Genomic DNA, 15,364 nt, shown 5'->3' with positions numbered 1-15,364 from the left:
GAACACATCATCGCAGGGCGGCGCGGGGTCCTTTCAGCCAGCGGCCCGGCCTGGCCGGAAGCCGCCGACCCGGAGCAGGAGCACCGCGCGGGCCGGGACCGTCACCGTCTCCCCGCCCCGGTGCCGGGTGCCGGGCGGTTCGGCCTGGTCCTCCCGGGAGGTGTCGAGGACGACCTCGTACGCGTCCGCCCACGGCGCCCCCGGCAGCACCCACGGCACCGGCCGGTCCCCGGTGTGCAGCAGGACCAGGAAGCTGTCGTCCGTCACCTGCCGGCCCCGCTCGTCACGCCCCGGGATGTCCCGCCCCGACAGGTACATCCCGAGCGAGGCCGCGGGCGCGTACCAGTCCCGCTCCGTCATCTCCGCCCCCGCCGGGGTGAACCAGGCCAGGTCCCGCAGTCCGTCGGCGCCCTGCGGCCGTCCCGAGAAGAACGCCCGCCGCCGCAGCACCGGATGCGCCTGGCGCAGCGCGACCAGCCGCGAGGCCAGCGCGAACAGCGACTGCCAGGCCGGGTCCTCCAGCAGCGACCAGTCCACCCACCCCGTCTCGTTGTCCTGGCAGTACGCGTTGTTGTTGCCGCCCTGCGTGCGCCCGAACTCGTCCCCCGCCACCAGCATCGGCACCCCCGTGGACAGCAGGAGCGTCGTCAGCAGGTTGCGCAGCTGACGGCGGCGCAGCGCACCGATCCGCGGGTCCGGGCCCCCCTCGGGCTCCCCCTCCACCCCGCAGTTCCACGACCGGTTGTCGTGCGTCCCGTCCCGGTTGTCCTCGCCGTTGGCCTGGTTGTGCTTGCGCTCGTACGACACCAGGTCCCGCAGGGTGAAACCGTCGTGCGCGGTCACGAAGTTCACCGAGGCGTACGGCCGCCGCCCGCCCCACGCGTACAGGTCGCTCGACCCCGACAGCCGGTAGCCCAGATCCCGTACGTCGGGCAGCGCGCCCCGCCAGAAGTCCCGCACCGCGTCCCGGTAGCGGTCGTTCCACTCCGTCCACAGCGGCGGGAACGCGCCCACCTGGTACCCGCCCGAGCCCACGTCCCACGGCTCGGCGATCAGCTTCACCCGCCGCAGCACCGGGTCCTGGGCGATCACCGCGAGGAACGGGGACAGCATGTCCACGTCGTGCATCGAACGGGCCAGCGCCGCTGCCAGGTCGAAGCGGAAGCCGTCCACCCCCATCTCGGTGACCCAGTAGCGCAGCGAGTCCGTGATCAGCCGCAGCACGTGCGGCCGGCCCGCGTGCAGGGTGTTCCCGCAGCCCGTGTAGTCGGAGTACCGCCGCTGGTCGGACTGGAGCCGGTAGTAGCCGCGGTTGTCGATTCCGCGCAGCGACAGCGTCGGACCGAGCTCGCCCGCCTCCGCCGTGTGGTTGTAGACCACGTCGAGGATCACCTCGATCCCCGCCGCGTGCAGGGCCTTCACCATCCGCTTGAACTCCCCGACCTGCTGGCCGGCCGTCCCGCTGGCGGAGTAGCCCGCGTGCGGCGCGAAGTAGCCGATCGAGTTGTAGCCCCAGTAGTTGCGCAGGCCCCGCCGCAGCAGGTGGTCCTCGTGTGCGAACTGGTGCACCGGCAGCAGTTCCACCGCCGTCACCCCGAGCCGCGTCAGGTGGCCCACCGCCGCCGGATGGGCGAGCCCCGCGTAGGTGCCGCGCAGCTCGTCGGGAACACCCGGATGGCGCATGGTGAAACCGCGCACGTGCAGCTCGTAGATCACCGAATCGGCCCAGGGGGTCTTGGGCCGTACGTCGTCCGCCCAGTCGTCGTCATCGTGGACCACGACCCCCTTGGGGACGAACGGCGCGGAGTCCCGGTCGTCGCGCACGGTGTCCGCGATGTACTGCTGCGGCCAGTCGCGGACGTGCCCGTACACCTCCGGCGGGAGCCGGAAGTCGCCGTCCACGGCCCGCGCGTACGGATCCAGGAGCAGCTTCGCCGGATTGAACCGGGCGCCCGTCCACGGGTCCCAGCGGCCGTGCACCCGGAACCCGTACCGCTGTCCGGGGCGCACGCCGGGCAGGAAACCGTGCCAGATCTCGTGCGTGAGCTCGCCCAGCGGGCACCGGGTCTCCGTGCCGTCGGCGTCGAAGAGGCACACCTCCACGGCCTCCGCGCCCTGCGCCCACAACGCGAAGTTGGTGCCCTCCGTCCCGTCGGCCGCGTCGGAGCCCGGACGGAACCGGGCCCCCAGGGGATGGGAGGACCCTGGCCACACCGGTGGCCCGGAGCGCGCGGACGCCCTCGGCACCTGGCCCCCGACCAGCCCGTTCGGCTGGATCCCGGCGCCGTCGACCCGCGGTGCGGGCGCGGCCGCGCCGCTCCGCACCGCCGGTACGGCGTCCATGACGGCTTCCACCGCCTCTTGCTCGGCTGCGCTCGACACTGCCCGCCTCCACGGCTCCTGGGTACCGGCGGGGGTGCGGCCCGGGCGTCCCGGCCCGGTCCGCCCCCGTCTGGTCCTTCACACTGTTCTGCCCGGACTGCCGTACCCGGAACGTCCACCGCGCTCACGTTTCCCCCGGAGGGGCCCGGTCGTTGAAGGGATCGTGACACTTCTGACGAGGCGGGCAGGGGCGGGTCTGGCCGCCGTGGCGGCTTGGGCGGGTCTGCTCGGCGGCCTGACGGGATGCACCGAGGACGGCCGGTCCCCGGTCGAGATCGCGCTCCCGGGCAAACCCCGCTCGCCGGACGAGGCCATCCGCATCACGCCCGAGGACAACGCCAAGGACGTGCCGGCCGACGGACGCCTCGTGGTCGCGGTGCCGGAGGGCCGGCTGGAGCGGGTCGTGGTCACCAAGGTGGAGGACGCGCAGCAGGAGCAGGTCCCCGGCTCGATCGCCGAGGACGGGCTCAGCTGGAGCCCCGACCCCGGCTCCGCCCGGCTCGCGCTCGCCGCCAAGTACACGGTGGACGCCGTCGCCCTCGACGGGCACGACCGCCGCCAGGCCCGGCACACCACCTTCACCACCTTCGTCCCCGAGGAGAGGTTCATCGGCTACTTCAAGCCCGAGAACCGCTCCACCGTCGGCACCGGCATGATCGTCTCGTTCGCCTTCAGCCACGCCATCGAGCGCAAGGTGGACGTGGAACGGGCCATCACCGTCACCTCCGAACCGCCGGTGCAGGTCGTGGGCCACTGGTTCGGCAAGGAACGGCTCGACTTCCGGCCCAAGGAGTACTGGAAGCCCGGCACCCGGGTCACGGTGAAGGTGAACCTGCGCGACGTCGAGGGCGCCCCCGGCTCCTACGGCATCCAGGACAAGACGATCACCTTCACGGTGGGCCGCTCCCAGACCTCCCTGGTGGACGCGGCCGCGCACACCATGGAGGTGCGCCGGGACGGGGAACTGCTGTCGACCGTGCCGATCAGCGCCGGAGCCCCCAAGACCACCACCTACAACGGGAAGATGGTGGTGATGGAGATGTTCGACGTCACCCGCATGAACGGCCAGACCGTCGGCTTCGGCGGCGAGTACGACATCCCCGACGTCCCCCACGCCATGCGCCTCACCTCCTCCGGGACCTTCCTGCACGGCAATTACTGGCTGAGCCCCGACACCTTCGGCTCCAGCAACATGAGCCACGGCTGCGTGGGCCTGCGCGACGACAAGGGCGGCGGCTCGGACACCCCGGCGGGATGGTTCTTCGACCGGACCCTCGTCGGGGACGTGGTGGAGGTCGTGAACTCGCAGGACAAGACGGTGGCCCCGGACAACGGCCTCGGCGGCTGGAACATGTCCTGGGCGGACTGGGTGGCCGGCTCCGCCGTCGCGTGAGCCGTGCGGGTGATCCGTGTGATCGGAATGCCGTACCGGACGAGTGTCCTCCCGCACTCCCGTACGAGGCTCCGCGCAGCCTGTCAGGGCGGACAGGCCCGCCCCACGGACGGAGTGCCATGACAGGCAGGACAGCACGTACAGCCGCGAGGGCGAAGGCGTGGTCGCTCGGCCTCGCGGCCCTGGCGGTGCTCGCCGCGGCGCCGGCGGCCGAGACGGCCAAGGTGGTGCTGCGGCAGACGGACGTCGACACCGGGGCGCCCCTGCGCGGCGCCCGGTTCGAGCTCTGGCGGGAGGCCAACGGCCGGGCCGGGCTGCAGACCACCGGCGCGAAGGCCGACGTGCTGCGCGGCAGCGGCTGCGTGACGGACGCCAAGGGCACGTGCACGGCCACCCCGCCGGTCGGCGAGACGTACTACTGGCGGCAGACCGCCGCCGCCGCGGGCTACGAGGGGACGGCGGAGCCGGTCACCCCCTTCGACCTGGAGGAGGCGGACGCGCCCGAGGGCATCGTCCTCAACGTCCCGCAGCGCAGGAAGGGCGTGGTGCACCGCGGCGTGATCCGCATCCTGAGCAAGGACGCCAAGACGGGCCGCCCGCTGCGCGGCACGGTGTTCGAGGTCTGGAAGGAGACCAACGGCACCAAGGGCCTCCAGGACCACGGCCTGAACTCCGACCAGCCGACGGGGGGCCCGGGCCTGGCCTCCGACGCGGGCGGCATCAGCGACTTCACCGGCCTGTCGGACGGCTCGTACTACCTGACCGAGCGGGACCTCCCCGAGGGCTACGTGATGCCGGGCCAGCCGGTGACCGGCCCGCTGGCCCTGGGCGCCGCCACCCCGGGCCGCCGGCTCGTGGTGACCGTCAAGAACGGGCGGGACTACTACGGCAAGCTGCCCGACAGGCGGCGCCGCTGAGCCGTCGGGAGGACAGCGTTCACCCCGACGGTCCAGCCCCGGGCGCCCCGCCCCGGCCTTCCGGGTTGGCTGGGGGCAGCGGGGCCCGGCCGGCGGGCCCGAGGAGGCTCCGATGGCCGCAGCCCGGACGACAGCCGTGACGGCCCGAGCGGCCGCGCTCGCCGCCGCACTCGCCCTGGCGGGACCGGCCCCGGCGACGGCGGCTCTGGAGACCCGTGCCGCGGAGCCCCCGGCCGCGCAGGCCCGGGCAGCGGAGACTCGGGCCGCGGAGCCCTCGGCCGCGCAGGCCCGGGCAGCGGAGACTCGGGCCGCGGAGCCCTCGGCCGCGCAGGCCCGGGCCGCGGAGACCCGGGCAGCGGAGACCCGGGCCGGGCAGGCCCCGGCCGGGCAGGCCCCGGCGGACGCGGCCCAGGCCCCGGCCGCCGAGGGCGCCGCGGCGCAGGCCGCCGGCCCCGAGCCGGTCAGTGCCTGCTGGTCCAACACCGGCCCCTACCAGCGCGAGCTGGAGGCCCATCTGCACCTGCGGGTCGACGGCACGGAGTCCGTGGCGGACTGCCTCGCCATCCGCTCCTTCCAGTGGAAGAACGGGCTCCGCCCGGCCGACGGCTACGCGGGCGTGGACACGTACCGCACGATGCTCGTCGTGGCGGCCCGCCCGAATCCCAATCGCGACGGCGACTGTCCGGTCGAGGAGTACCGGGTGACCTGCGTGGACCTGGACCGGCAGCTGCTCTGGGTGCAGGAGGACGACCGGATCGTCTTCCCGGTGGTCCCCATCCGCACCGGCCGGGACGGGGACGAGACCCGCCGCGGCATGCACGAGATCTACTGGCGCAGCAAGGACCACAAGTCCACGCTGTACAACAACGCCCCCATGCCGTACGCCCAGTTCTTCGACGGCGGCCAGGCGATCCACGCCCGTTCCGACTACCTTTACGCCCACGGCGGCTCCGGCGGCTGCGTCAACCTGGCCGAGCCCGACGCCGTACGCCTGTGGAACCTGCTCACCGAGGGAGACGCCGTCTACGTCTGGGGCACCAAGCCGGGCACCGACGACTGACCCGGGACCGGCCGGCGCGGCCGGCGCGTCTTGGGACGGAACGGTGACAAGACCGTTTCTCTTCGTGATCCCCCCATGTGATTTCCTGTCGACATGCGCGCGACTGTCCGCGCGCGGGGGACATGGGGAGAACACGAGTGAACCTGCAGCCGATTCGCGGTCGCGCCCGCACCGGCCTGCCGGCCCTCCTGCTGGGGGCGGCCCTGCTGTTCACCACCGCGTGCAGCGGCGGGGGCGGGGGCAACAACGCGGGCACGGGTGGGGACAAGGCCGGCGGCGCCGGCAAGACCGGCACCGAAGCCTCCAAGGCCGTGGTCAGCGTCCAGCCCGAGGACGGGGCCAAGGAGGTCGCCACCAGCGGCGTCCTGAAGATATCCAGCACCGGCGGAAAGCTCGCCACGGTGACCGTCGCCGACACCAAGGGCAACGCGGTCGAGGGCAAGATGGCCGCCGACGGCGCGAGTTGGGAACCCGCCCGCAACCTGGCCGCCGCCACCGAGTACAAGGTGCACGCGGTCGCCAAGGACGAGGCCGGCCGGGAGTCCGCCAAGGACACCACCTTCACCACCCTGACCCCGCAGAACACCTTCGTCGGCCACTACACGCCCGAGGACGGGGCGGAGGTCGGCGTGGGCATGCCCGTCTCGATCAACTTCACCCGCGGCATCACCAACACCGAGGCCGTCGAGAAGGCCATCACGGTCACGGCCGAGCCCGCCGTGCAGATCGAGGGCCACTGGTTCGGCAACGACCGTCTCGACTTCCGCCCCGAGAAGTACTGGGCGGCGGGCACCAAGGTCACCGTGAAGATCGCCCTCGACGGAGTCGAAGGCCGCCCCGGCGTCTACGGCAAGCAGACCCGCACGGTCTCCTTCAAGATCGGCCGCTCCCAGGTCTCCACCGTCGACGCCGGCGAGCACACCATGGAGGTCGTGCGCGACGGCCAGGTGATCAAGAACCTCCCGATCACCGCGGGCGCCCCGTCGACGACCACCTACAACGGGCAGATGGTCATCAGCGAGAAGTACAAGGTGACCCGGATGAACGGCGCGACCGTCGGCTTCGGCGGCGAGTACGACATCTCCGACGTCCCGCACGCGATGCGGCTGTCGAACTCCGGCACCTTCGTCCACGGCAACTACTGGGCCTCCTCCGGCACCTTCGGCTCGGAGAACGTCAGCCACGGCTGCGTCGGCCTGAAGGACGTCCGCGGCGCCGGCGACGACAAGCAGCCCGCGGCCTGGTTCTTCAACGAGTCCCTGATCGGCGACGTGGTCATCGTGAAGAACTCCAAGGACAAGCAGATCGCCCCCGACAACGGCCTCAACGGCTGGAACATGGACTGGGCGGAGTGGATCAAGTAGGTCCCGTCCGTACGTAGTCGAATCGGGCCCCGTGCCCGTGGCCCGGTGCTGTGACCCACAGCACCGGGCCTCTTCGCGTTAACCGGGGCTAACCTGATCCGCATGACCATCTCTCTCGAAGTCTCCGAAGGCGTCGGCACCATCCGCCTGGACCGGCCGCCCATGAACGCCCTGGACATCGCCACCCAGGACCGGCTGCGCGAGCTCGCGGTGGAGGCCACCGACCGGGCGGACGTCCGCGCGGTCATCCTCTACGGCGGCGAGAAGGTGTTCGCGGCGGGCGCGGACATCAAGGAGATGCAGCTGATGGACCACGCGGCGATGGTCGCCCGGTCACGCGGCCTGCAGGACGCCTTCACCGCGGTGGCGCGCATCCCCAAGCCCGTCGTCGCGGCCGTCACCGGCTACGCGCTGGGCGGCGGTTGCGAGCTCGCGCTGTGCGCCGACTACCGGATCGCCGCCGACAACGCCAAGCTCGGGCAGCCCGAGATCCTGCTCGGCCTGATCCCGGGCGCGGGCGGCACCCAGCGGCTCTCCCGGCTGGTCGGCCCGTCCAAGGCCAAGGACCTCATCTTCACCGGGCGGATGGTCAAGGCCGACGAGGCGCTCGCCCTCGGCCTCGTCGACCGGGTCGTGCCCGCCGCCGAGGTGTACGAGCAGGCGCACGCCTGGGCCGCCAAGCTGGCCCAGGGGCCCGCGCTCGCGCTGCGCGCCGCCAAGGAGTGCGTGGACGCCGGTCTGGAGGCCGACATCGACACCGGGCTCACCATCGAACGCAACTGGTTCGCGGGCCTGTTCGCCACCGAGGACCGTGAGCGCGGCATGCGCAGCTTCGTCGAAGAGGGCCCGGGCAAGGCGAAGTTCGTCTAGATCCTCCCTGGGGGTGGATTAGCCAGGCCTTAAGGCAGCCTTAAGGAGAAACGGTGATCCACTCACGGTGATCGTTTCCGTGCGGTGTGTAACGGCAGGTCAGGGCTGGTTTTACGGCCCTCTTCATGCCTGCCGCATATGACAGGACACCCCCTTGGATTCGTTGAATCCAGGGGGTGTTTTCCTGCGGAACGGCCCGGAGGGGCGGTGCCGCCGTCCATGATGGGTCCATGGCGGGCCTGGAGGGTGTGGAACAGCCGCGGCAGCGCAGTGGCGCGTCGGCCGTGCGGCTCACGGCGGCTCTTGAGGACGAACAGGGTCTCAAGGCGATGGAGTCGTACGGGAATCCGGCCGAGGCCGAGGTGACGCTGCCGTCCATGCCGGAGTCGGCGAGTACGGCTCGCCGGCTCACCCAGTGTGTGGTGATCCGCCTCTGGGGACTCTCGCCGCAGACCGCCGAGCATGCCGTCCTGCTGGTCTCGGAGCTCGTCGGCAACGCGGTCCGGCACACCGGGGCCCGCTCCTTCGGCTTACGCATGCTGCGCCGGCGCGGCTGGATCCGCGTCGAGGTGCGCGACCCCTCGCGCGGGCTGCCCTGCCTGATGCCGGTCCACGAGCTGGACACCACCGGCCGGGGGCTCTTCCTCGTGGACAAGCTCTCCGACCGCTGGGGCGCCGACCTGCTGCCACGCGGCAAGATCACCTGGTTCGAGATGCGCGTGGCCGACCGCCAGAACGCCTGAAGCCCCCGGTTCGCCGTGGTGGGGCTGGTGCGGGGGCTTCATGAGGGTGCCGAGGATCTAAGGGGGTGTGATCCTCGGCAGTGCGACTTCGCTCGGGTCAATGGGGAAGTCGTGGTCTCGACTATGGCAGACGAGGGCTCAAACGCCAAAAGTCCTTACTCGGACATAAGTGTGCAAATCAGAAGGCTTGCGCGTTGAATCCTAGGTGAGGTGGGCCACTCACCTCACAATCGATGAATAAATATCGAACGGTACGTGTGATTCGTTGCCCGGATAGCGAACGGAAGGCCCTCGGGAGGGCCTCCGGCGAATGGCCCGAATTGGGTCAATCATTACCTTTCGGCCCATCCGCCCCTTAAATGGGCAGGTGCTCTCACATCCAGGCCGCCGCGCGGCCCTGCGGGCGGCCGCTCTCGGGATGGCCGGTGCGGCGACGGCCGGCCTCACCGCCGCCTGCGGATCGGGCCGCCCCGCCACCGCTCCCTCCGACCCGCCCCCGGGCCCGGCCAGACCGTCCTCCCGGCCCGTGCCGGCGGCCGCGGCCGCCCCGCGCCGGTTCGCCGGCCAGCCCGTCGAGATCGGCCACGGTCCCCGCGACCGCCCCCGGGTCGCCCTCACCTTCCACGGCAACGGGGACCCCGCCATCGCCCGCGCGGTGCTCGCCGAGGCCGAGCGGGCCGGCGCGCGGGTGACCGTACTGGCGATCGGGACCTGGCTCGACGAGCACCCGGACATGGCCCGCCGCGTCCTCGACGGCGGCCACGAGCTCGGCAACCACACCCAGCGCCACCTCGCGATCAACGAGCTGCCCGAGGCGGAGGCGTACGCCGAGATCACCGGATGCGCCCAGCGCCTCAAGCGCCTCACGGGCTCCATCGGCACCTGGTTCCGGCCCTCGCAGACGCAGTACGCCACCCCGCTCGTCCGGACGCTCGCCCAGCGGGCCGGGTACCCGCACGTCCTCTCGTACGACGTGGACTCCCTCGACTTCACCTCGCCCGGTGCCGCGGCCGTCATCCGCACCGTCACCGGCACGATCCACGGCGGATCGGTGGTGAGCCTGCACTTCGGCTACGCGGACACGGTCGACGCGATGCCTCCCCTCCTCGAAGAACTCGCGCGCCGCAAGCTGCGCGCGGTGACCACCACGGAGCTGCTGACCCCATGACGACCATCCGCCTTCCCCGGAAGGCCACCGTGCTGATCGCCGGTCTGGTCCTCGCCGCCCTGGCCGGCTGCGGATCAGCCGACAAGGGTCCCGCCGAGGCCATGGGCACCAAGGGCCCGGCCCAGCCCGTCAAGGCCGTGCCCGCCATTCCGCCCGGACTGCCCGGCATGCCGCCCGTCCTCGACCCCAAAGACGTCTACGCGGCGGACCGGCCGAACAAGCTCTCCCCGGTGGTCAAGGACTTCCCGTCCCGCGTCTACGTGCCGAACACCAACTCCAACACGGTGTCCGTCATCGACCCGGCGACCTACCAGGTCATCGACACCATCCCGGTCGGCGTCCAGCCCCAGCACGTGGTCCCGTCCTGGGACATGAAGACCCTGTGGGTCAACAACAACCGGGGCCACACGCTCACCCCGATCAACCCGGCCACCGGCGAGGCGGGCAAGCCGGTCGAGGTGCACGACCCGTACAACCTCTACTTCACGCCCAACGGCAAGTACGCCGTCGTCATGGCCTCGATGGACAAGGAGCTGGTCTTCCGCGACCCGCACACCATGGACCGGGTCAAGACGGTCCCGGTGAGCTGCTACGGCGTCAACCACGCCGACTTCTCGCTCGACGGCCGCTACTTCATCGTCAGCTGCGAGTTCTCCGGTGAGCTCCTCAAGGTCGACACCGAGAAGATGGAGGTCATCGGGCAGCAGAAGCTGCCGTTCGAGGGCGCGATGCCGCAGGACGTGAAGGTCTCGCCGGACGGGAAGACCTTCTACGTCGCCGACATGATGGCGGACGGCATGTGGGTGCTCAGCGGAGACAAGTTCGAGACGCCCAAGCTGCTGCCCACGGGCAAGGGCTGCCACGGCCTCTACGTCAGCCGCGACTCCAAGGAGATGTACGTCTCCAACCGCGGCGAGGGCTCCATCTCGGTCTTCGACTTCCCCCGGAACAAGCTCACCAAGAAGTGGGAGCTGCCCGACGGCGGCAGCCCCGACATGGGCGGCGTCTCGGCCGACGGCAAGGTGCTGTGGCTGTCCGGCCGTTACAACTCCGAGGTCTACGCCATCGACACCACGAGCGGCAAGGAGCTCGCGCGGATCCCCGTGGGCAGCGGCCCGCACGGCCTCGCCGTCTACCCGCAGCCCGGCCGCTACTCGCTCGGCCACACCGGCATCTTCCGGTAGCCGGCGGGCGGGAGGGACCCCGGGAGCTCGCACCGCTCCCGGGACCCCGGTCAGGAAGGCGGAAGCGGAGACCGCGCCCCGACAGAATGCAGGGCCATCTCCTCCCGGCCCTTACGGAATTCGTCCTCGGTTCCCAGGCAATGCAGAATCCGCCGGTGCGGCAGTTGGTGAGCAGAATTCGACTGGAACTCGGAAAGCGCGTACGCGAAGCCGACCCGCGCGAAGCGGGACACGGCCCACCGGGCGACGCCGCCTTCCCGGATGTCTCGGCAGGTGCGGTGCGGGTGGCGGGCAGGACCTCGGATGATGCGCCGCCTGTGATCGGCATTTGATGGATCGCCCTTTGTGTCGCTCGTCCCGGGGAGCCCCGCGCTCCTGGTGTGGCGGCAGCCATTATTTGCGTTGATCCCGGAGCGCGACAAGGGGGCGCCGCAATCGTGGGGTCGAATTACAGCTTCCGCCTGCCCCGGAGGTAATTGAATTTCTTTCCGCCGCTCGAACGGGACCCGCGGCGGCCCCCGCCCCGGGCGGCGGCTACCCTGGGCCGGTCAACAAGCACCAAGAAGGGGTGGACCCAGTGGCGGACATCGAGAGCGCACGGGCGACGTTCGACAAGTTCGACGTCGACGGTGACGGCTTCATCACGGCCGACGAGTACAGCGCTGCCATGAAGGCGATGGGCGACGCGTTCGTCACCGCGGCGGTCGCCGACGCCGTCGTCGCCTCCAAGGACCTGAACGGCGACAAGAAGCTGAGCTTCGACGAGTTCTGGACCTCCCTGAACAAGTAACACGCCACCGCACGCCCCCTCCCCGCCTGCCGGGGCGGGGGCGCGGTCACGCCGCCGGACCCCCGGTCCCGCCGTCGCCGGTCATGGACTCGACCTCGGTCAGCGCCTCCTCCAGCCAGTGGAGCCAGAACGTCTCCAGGGCGATCCCGCCGTGCAGGACGAGCCGGCGGAGCCGGTCCTCCACGGCGTCGCGGCCCGGCGGGAAGTCCTTCTCCTCGATGGCCTCGTACTGCGCCAACTGCCGCTGGTGCAGCTCCAGATGGCGCCGCAGCTCCGGTCCGAGCCCCTGCGGGCCCACGACGCCCGCCGCGCGGATCCGCAGCAGCAGCGGATCGCGCATCGGCTTGGGGTCCTGGCTCTCGCCGACCCACCGCGCGAGCTCGGCGCCGCCCGCCGGCAGCACCTCGTACTCCTTCTTCTGCCCCCGCAGCGGCACCTCGCTCGGCAGCTCCCGGATCAGCCCCGCCTCCTCCAGCCGGCCCAGCTCCCGGTAGATCTGCTGGTGCGTCGCCGACCAGAAATACCCGATCGACTTGTCGAACCGCCGCGTCAGCTCCAGCCCCGACGAGGGCTTCTCGAGCAGGGCGGTGAGGATGGCGTGCGGGAGGGACATGCGGCCATCCTAGATACGCCGGTCGGGCGGCCGGCTGCCTGCCGGCAGTCGGCCGGTGCCCGCGGGACCCGGAAGACCCGCTGACCCCGTCCCGTCCGGCTGCGCCCGGGTGGCGGCGCCTCTGCGGCCCGGCAAGGCTGGGGGAGTGGCTGCCGAACCCGACTACTCGAACCTTTCCGCCCTCTTCGTCAACTGCACGCTCAAACGCTCGCCCGAGGTCAGCAACACCGAAGGCCTGATCGACAAGAGCCGGGCCGTCATGGAGTCGGCCGGGGCGCGCACCTCGCTCGTCCGCGCCGTCGACCACGACATCGCGACCGGCGTGTGGCCGGACATGACCGAACACGGCTGGGAGACCGACCAGTGGCCGGTGCTCTACAGCCAGGTCATGGACGCCGACATCCTCGTGCTCTGCGGCCCGATCTGGCTCGGCGACAACAGCTCCGTGATGAAGCAGGTCATCGAGCGGCTCTACGCCTGCTCCTCGCTCCTGAACGAGCACGGTCAGTACGCCTATTACGGCCGGGTCGGCGGCGCGCTCGTCACCGGTAACGAGGACGGCGTCAAGCACTGCGCCATGAACATCCTCTACAGCCTCCAGCACCTCGGCTACGCGATCCCGCCGCAGGCCGACGCGGGCTGGATCGGCGAGGCCGGTCCCGGGCCGTCCTACCTCGACGCGGGTTCGGGCGGCCCCGAGAACGACTTCACCAACCGCAACACCACCTTCATGAGCTGGAACCTGATGCACCTCGCGGCCCTCCTCAAGGGCGCGGGAGGCATCCCGGCGCACGGCAACCAGCGCTCCCTGTGGGACGCCGGCTGCCGCTTCGACTTCCCGAACCCCGAGCACCGCTAGGTTCAGCGGGCGATGTCCACGACGAACCGTTCCGGGGAGTGCAGGGGGAAGGCGCGGTAGTAGGGCAGGGTGTCGAAGGCGGCGCCGAAGGTCACGTACCCCTCGAAGTCGCCGGTCAGCGCAATGCCCTTGAGCTTCGGCAGACCGATCCGCTGCAGCACGGGCCCGTGGTAGACGTTGCCGCCCGAGTCGTCGTGGGCGGCGGCGGGGGTGAGGCGGATCTCCAGGAAGTACCTGCCGGGCAGCGGCACGGGCGTGCCGGACCCGTCGTGGAGCAGCCGCCGGACGGGGGTGACGGTCGCCGTGGGGACGTACCCCTGGATGTCGATGACGATCCGGTCGTAGGCCGGGTGCCCGCCCCAGCGGGCGTCGACCACGAGCGGGGTCCCGGACTGCGTCCGGGCGGTGGTGGTGGCGGTGGTGGTGGCCGTGGCGGCGGGAGCGGCGAGCGGGAGCCCCACGGTCAGCAGGGCGCCGGAGGCCAGGGCCACAATCCGGCGGAGATGTGTGTGGATCATGACGTCCCCTCGATTCACGGGAGACGGGGACTGGTACACCACAGGGGACGCCGGAAGCGGAACTCTTGGTTCCACTCCCGGCGTCCCCTGTGGCCGGAGCTACCGGATCAGCACTCGATGACGTTCACCGCGAGGCCGCCGCGGGCCGTCTCCTTGTACTTGATCTTCATGTCCGCGCCGGTCTCCTTCATGGTCTTGATGACCTTGTCGAGGGAGACCTTGTGGCTGCCGTCGCCGCGCATCGCCATCTTCGCCGCGGTGACGGCCTTGACCGCCGCCATGCCGTTGCGCTCGATGCACGGGATCTGCACCAGGCCGCCGACCGGGTCGCAGGTCAGGCCCAGGTTGTGCTCCATGCCGATCTCGGCCGCGTTCTCCACCTGCTCCGGGGTGCCGCCCAGCACTTCGGCGAGGGCGCCCGCCGCCATCGAGCAGGCCGAGCCCACCTCGCCCTGGCAGCCGACCTCGGCGCCGGAGATGGAGGCGTTCTCCTTGAAGAGCATGCCGATCGCGCCGGCCGCGAGGAGGAAGCGGACCACGCCGTCCTCGTCCGCACCCGGCACGAAGTTCATGTAGTAGTGCAGGACCGCAGGCAGGACCCCGGCCGCGCCGTTGGTGGGCGCGGTGACGACCCGGCCGCCCGCCGCGTTCTCCTCGTTGACCGCCATCGCGTAGATCGTCGTCCACTCGCTGCGGTGCATCATCGGGTCGCCCTCGGTGCGCAGCTGGCGCGCCGTGGAGGCGGCCCGGCGCTTGACCCGGAGGCCGCCCGGCAGGATGCCCTCGCGGGACATGCCGCGCGCGACGCAGGCCTGCATGACGCGCCAGATCTCCAGGAGGCCCTCGCGGATCTCCTCCTCCGTGCGCCAGGCCTTCTCGTTCTCCAGCATCAGCGAGGAGATCGACAGGCCGGTCTCGTTCGCGAGGCGCAGCATCTCGTCGCCGGAGCGGAAGGGGTACTTCAGCACCGTGTCGTCGAGCTTGATCCGGTCCTCGCCGACCGCGTCCTCGTCCACGACGAAACCGCCGCCGACCGAGTAGTACGTCTTCTCCAGCAGGGGTGCGCCGGCCGCGTCGTACGCGAAGAGGGTCATGCCGTTCGCGTGGTACGGCAGGGAGCGGCGGCGGTGCAGGATCAGCTGGTTCGGCTCGTCGAAGTCGATCTCGTGGCCGGCGCCTATCTCCGTGCCCAGCAGCCGCAGCCGGCCGGTCCTGCGGATGCGCTCGACCTCGTCGTCCGCCGTCTCCACGTTCACCGTGCGCGGCGAGTGGCCCTCCAGGCCCAGCAGCACCGCCTTGGGGGTGCCGTGGCCGTGGCCGGTCGCGCCGAGGGAGCCGAACAGCTCGGCCCGCACCGACGCCGTCTGGGCGAGTACGCCGTCCTTCTTCAGCCGCGTCACGAACATGCGCGCCGCGCGCATCGGACCGACCGTGTGGGAGGAGGAGGGGCCGATACCGATGGAGAAGAGGTCGAAGACGGAGATGGCCACTGGCGGACTCCCT

At 71.3% G+C, this 15,364-nt stretch carries 14 protein-coding genes; 10 read left to right on the top strand and 4 right to left on the bottom strand.

Features of this window, described 5'->3' with window-relative positions:
- Positions 1-33: 33 nt before the first annotated feature.
- Positions 34-2,382 (bottom strand): glycogen debranching protein GlgX, encoded by a 2,349-nt coding sequence (gene glgX / locus ACZ6Y1_RS11670; RefSeq protein ID WP_469626278.1) that lies wholly within the window; start codon positions 2,380-2,382, stop codon positions 34-36.
- Positions 2,383-2,554: 172 nt separating this feature from the next.
- Here glgX and ACZ6Y1_RS11665 point away from each other — a divergent pair, with 172 nt between their 5' ends.
- The 9 genes from ACZ6Y1_RS11665 (at position 2,555) to ACZ6Y1_RS11625 (ending at position 11,871) form a co-directional block, all read left to right on the top strand.
- Entirely contained in the window at positions 2,555-3,775 is a 1,221-nt protein-coding gene (locus ACZ6Y1_RS11665) for a L,D-transpeptidase (RefSeq protein WP_469626614.1), read from the top strand.
- A gap of 119 nt (positions 3,776-3,894) precedes the next feature.
- Positions 3,895-4,692 (top strand): MSCRAMM family protein, encoded by a 798-nt coding sequence (locus ACZ6Y1_RS11660; RefSeq protein ID WP_469626275.1) that lies wholly within the window; start codon positions 3,895-3,897, stop codon positions 4,690-4,692.
- Between the two features lie 112 nt (positions 4,693-4,804).
- Positions 4,805-5,752 (top strand): L,D-transpeptidase family protein, encoded by a 948-nt coding sequence (locus ACZ6Y1_RS11655; RefSeq protein WP_469626272.1) that lies wholly within the window; start codon positions 4,805-4,807, stop codon positions 5,750-5,752.
- A gap of 122 nt (positions 5,753-5,874) precedes the next feature.
- Positions 5,875-7,116 (top strand): L,D-transpeptidase, encoded by a 1,242-nt coding sequence (locus ACZ6Y1_RS11650; protein ID WP_469626268.1) that lies wholly within the window; start codon positions 5,875-5,877, stop codon positions 7,114-7,116.
- A gap of 102 nt (positions 7,117-7,218) precedes the next feature.
- Entirely contained in the window at positions 7,219-7,986 is a 768-nt protein-coding gene (locus ACZ6Y1_RS11645) for an enoyl-CoA hydratase/isomerase family protein (RefSeq protein WP_376656779.1), read from the top strand.
- Positions 7,987-8,216: 230 nt separating this feature from the next.
- Positions 8,217-8,729: an ATP-binding protein gene (locus ACZ6Y1_RS11640; protein ID WP_469626264.1), complete on the top strand. Its 513-nt coding sequence runs from the start codon at positions 8,217-8,219 to the stop codon at positions 8,727-8,729.
- A 418-nt stretch (positions 8,730-9,147) separates the two neighbouring features.
- Entirely contained in the window at positions 9,148-9,897 is a 750-nt protein-coding gene (locus ACZ6Y1_RS11635; RefSeq protein ID WP_469626611.1) for a polysaccharide deacetylase family protein, read from the top strand.
- Positions 9,894-11,081 (top strand): YncE family protein, encoded by a 1,188-nt coding sequence (locus ACZ6Y1_RS11630; RefSeq protein ID WP_469626261.1) that lies wholly within the window; start codon positions 9,894-9,896, stop codon positions 11,079-11,081. Before ACZ6Y1_RS11635 ends, ACZ6Y1_RS11630 begins: the two co-directional genes overlap by 4 nt.
- 577 nt (positions 11,082-11,658) lie before the next feature.
- Positions 11,659-11,871: an EF-hand domain-containing protein gene (locus ACZ6Y1_RS11625; RefSeq protein ID WP_469626258.1), complete on the top strand. Its 213-nt coding sequence runs from the start codon at positions 11,659-11,661 to the stop codon at positions 11,869-11,871.
- Positions 11,872-11,917: 46 nt separating this feature from the next.
- On the opposite strand, the gene ACZ6Y1_RS11620 is transcribed toward ACZ6Y1_RS11625, so the two are convergent.
- A complete protein-coding gene (locus ACZ6Y1_RS11620) occupies positions 11,918-12,484 on the bottom strand; it encodes a PadR family transcriptional regulator (protein ID WP_469626256.1) in 567 nt (188 codons plus the stop codon).
- Positions 12,485-12,629: 145 nt separating this feature from the next.
- Between ACZ6Y1_RS11620 and ACZ6Y1_RS11615 the strand changes: the two genes are divergently transcribed.
- Positions 12,630-13,343, top strand: coding sequence for a flavodoxin family protein (locus ACZ6Y1_RS11615; protein WP_469626253.1), 714 nt, complete (start codon positions 12,630-12,632; stop codon positions 13,341-13,343).
- Between the two features lie 2 nt (positions 13,344-13,345).
- Here the strand turns inward: ACZ6Y1_RS11615 and ACZ6Y1_RS11610 are convergent, their stop codons facing one another.
- Positions 13,346-13,858 (bottom strand): AMIN-like domain-containing (lipo)protein, encoded by a 513-nt coding sequence (locus tag ACZ6Y1_RS11610; protein ID WP_469626608.1) that lies wholly within the window; start codon positions 13,856-13,858, stop codon positions 13,346-13,348.
- A 110-nt stretch (positions 13,859-13,968) separates the two neighbouring features.
- Positions 13,969-15,351, bottom strand: coding sequence for an L-serine ammonia-lyase (locus ACZ6Y1_RS11605; RefSeq protein ID WP_469626249.1), 1,383 nt, complete (start codon positions 15,349-15,351; stop codon positions 13,969-13,971).
- Positions 15,352-15,364: the final 13 nt, after the last annotated feature.

Source organism: Streptomyces sp. NPDC053432 (assembly GCF_055585365.1).
Note: the sequence above shows the minus strand (reverse complement) of the source record. Positions and strands in the feature narration are given on the sequence as shown.

Coding starts and splice junctions, on each gene's coding strand:
- ACZ6Y1_RS11660 (WP_469626275.1), top strand. CDS start 3,895: ATGACAGGCAGGACAGCACGTACAGCCGCGAGGGCGAAGGCGTGGTCG.
- ACZ6Y1_RS11650 (WP_469626268.1), top strand. CDS start 5,875: ATGGGGAGAACACGAGTGAACCTGCAGCCGATTCGCGGTCGCGCCCGC.
- ACZ6Y1_RS11620 (WP_469626256.1), bottom strand. CDS start 12,484: ATGTCCCTCCCGCACGCCATCCTCACCGCCCTGCTCGAGAAGCCCTCG.
- ACZ6Y1_RS11655 (WP_469626272.1), top strand. CDS start 4,805: ATGGCCGCAGCCCGGACGACAGCCGTGACGGCCCGAGCGGCCGCGCTC.
- ACZ6Y1_RS11635 (WP_469626611.1), top strand. CDS start 9,148: ATGGCCGGTGCGGCGACGGCCGGCCTCACCGCCGCCTGCGGATCGGGC.
- ACZ6Y1_RS11645 (WP_376656779.1), top strand. CDS start 7,219: ATGACCATCTCTCTCGAAGTCTCCGAAGGCGTCGGCACCATCCGCCTG.
- ACZ6Y1_RS11640 (WP_469626264.1), top strand. CDS start 8,217: ATGGCGGGCCTGGAGGGTGTGGAACAGCCGCGGCAGCGCAGTGGCGCG.
- ACZ6Y1_RS11630 (WP_469626261.1), top strand. CDS start 9,894: ATGACGACCATCCGCCTTCCCCGGAAGGCCACCGTGCTGATCGCCGGT.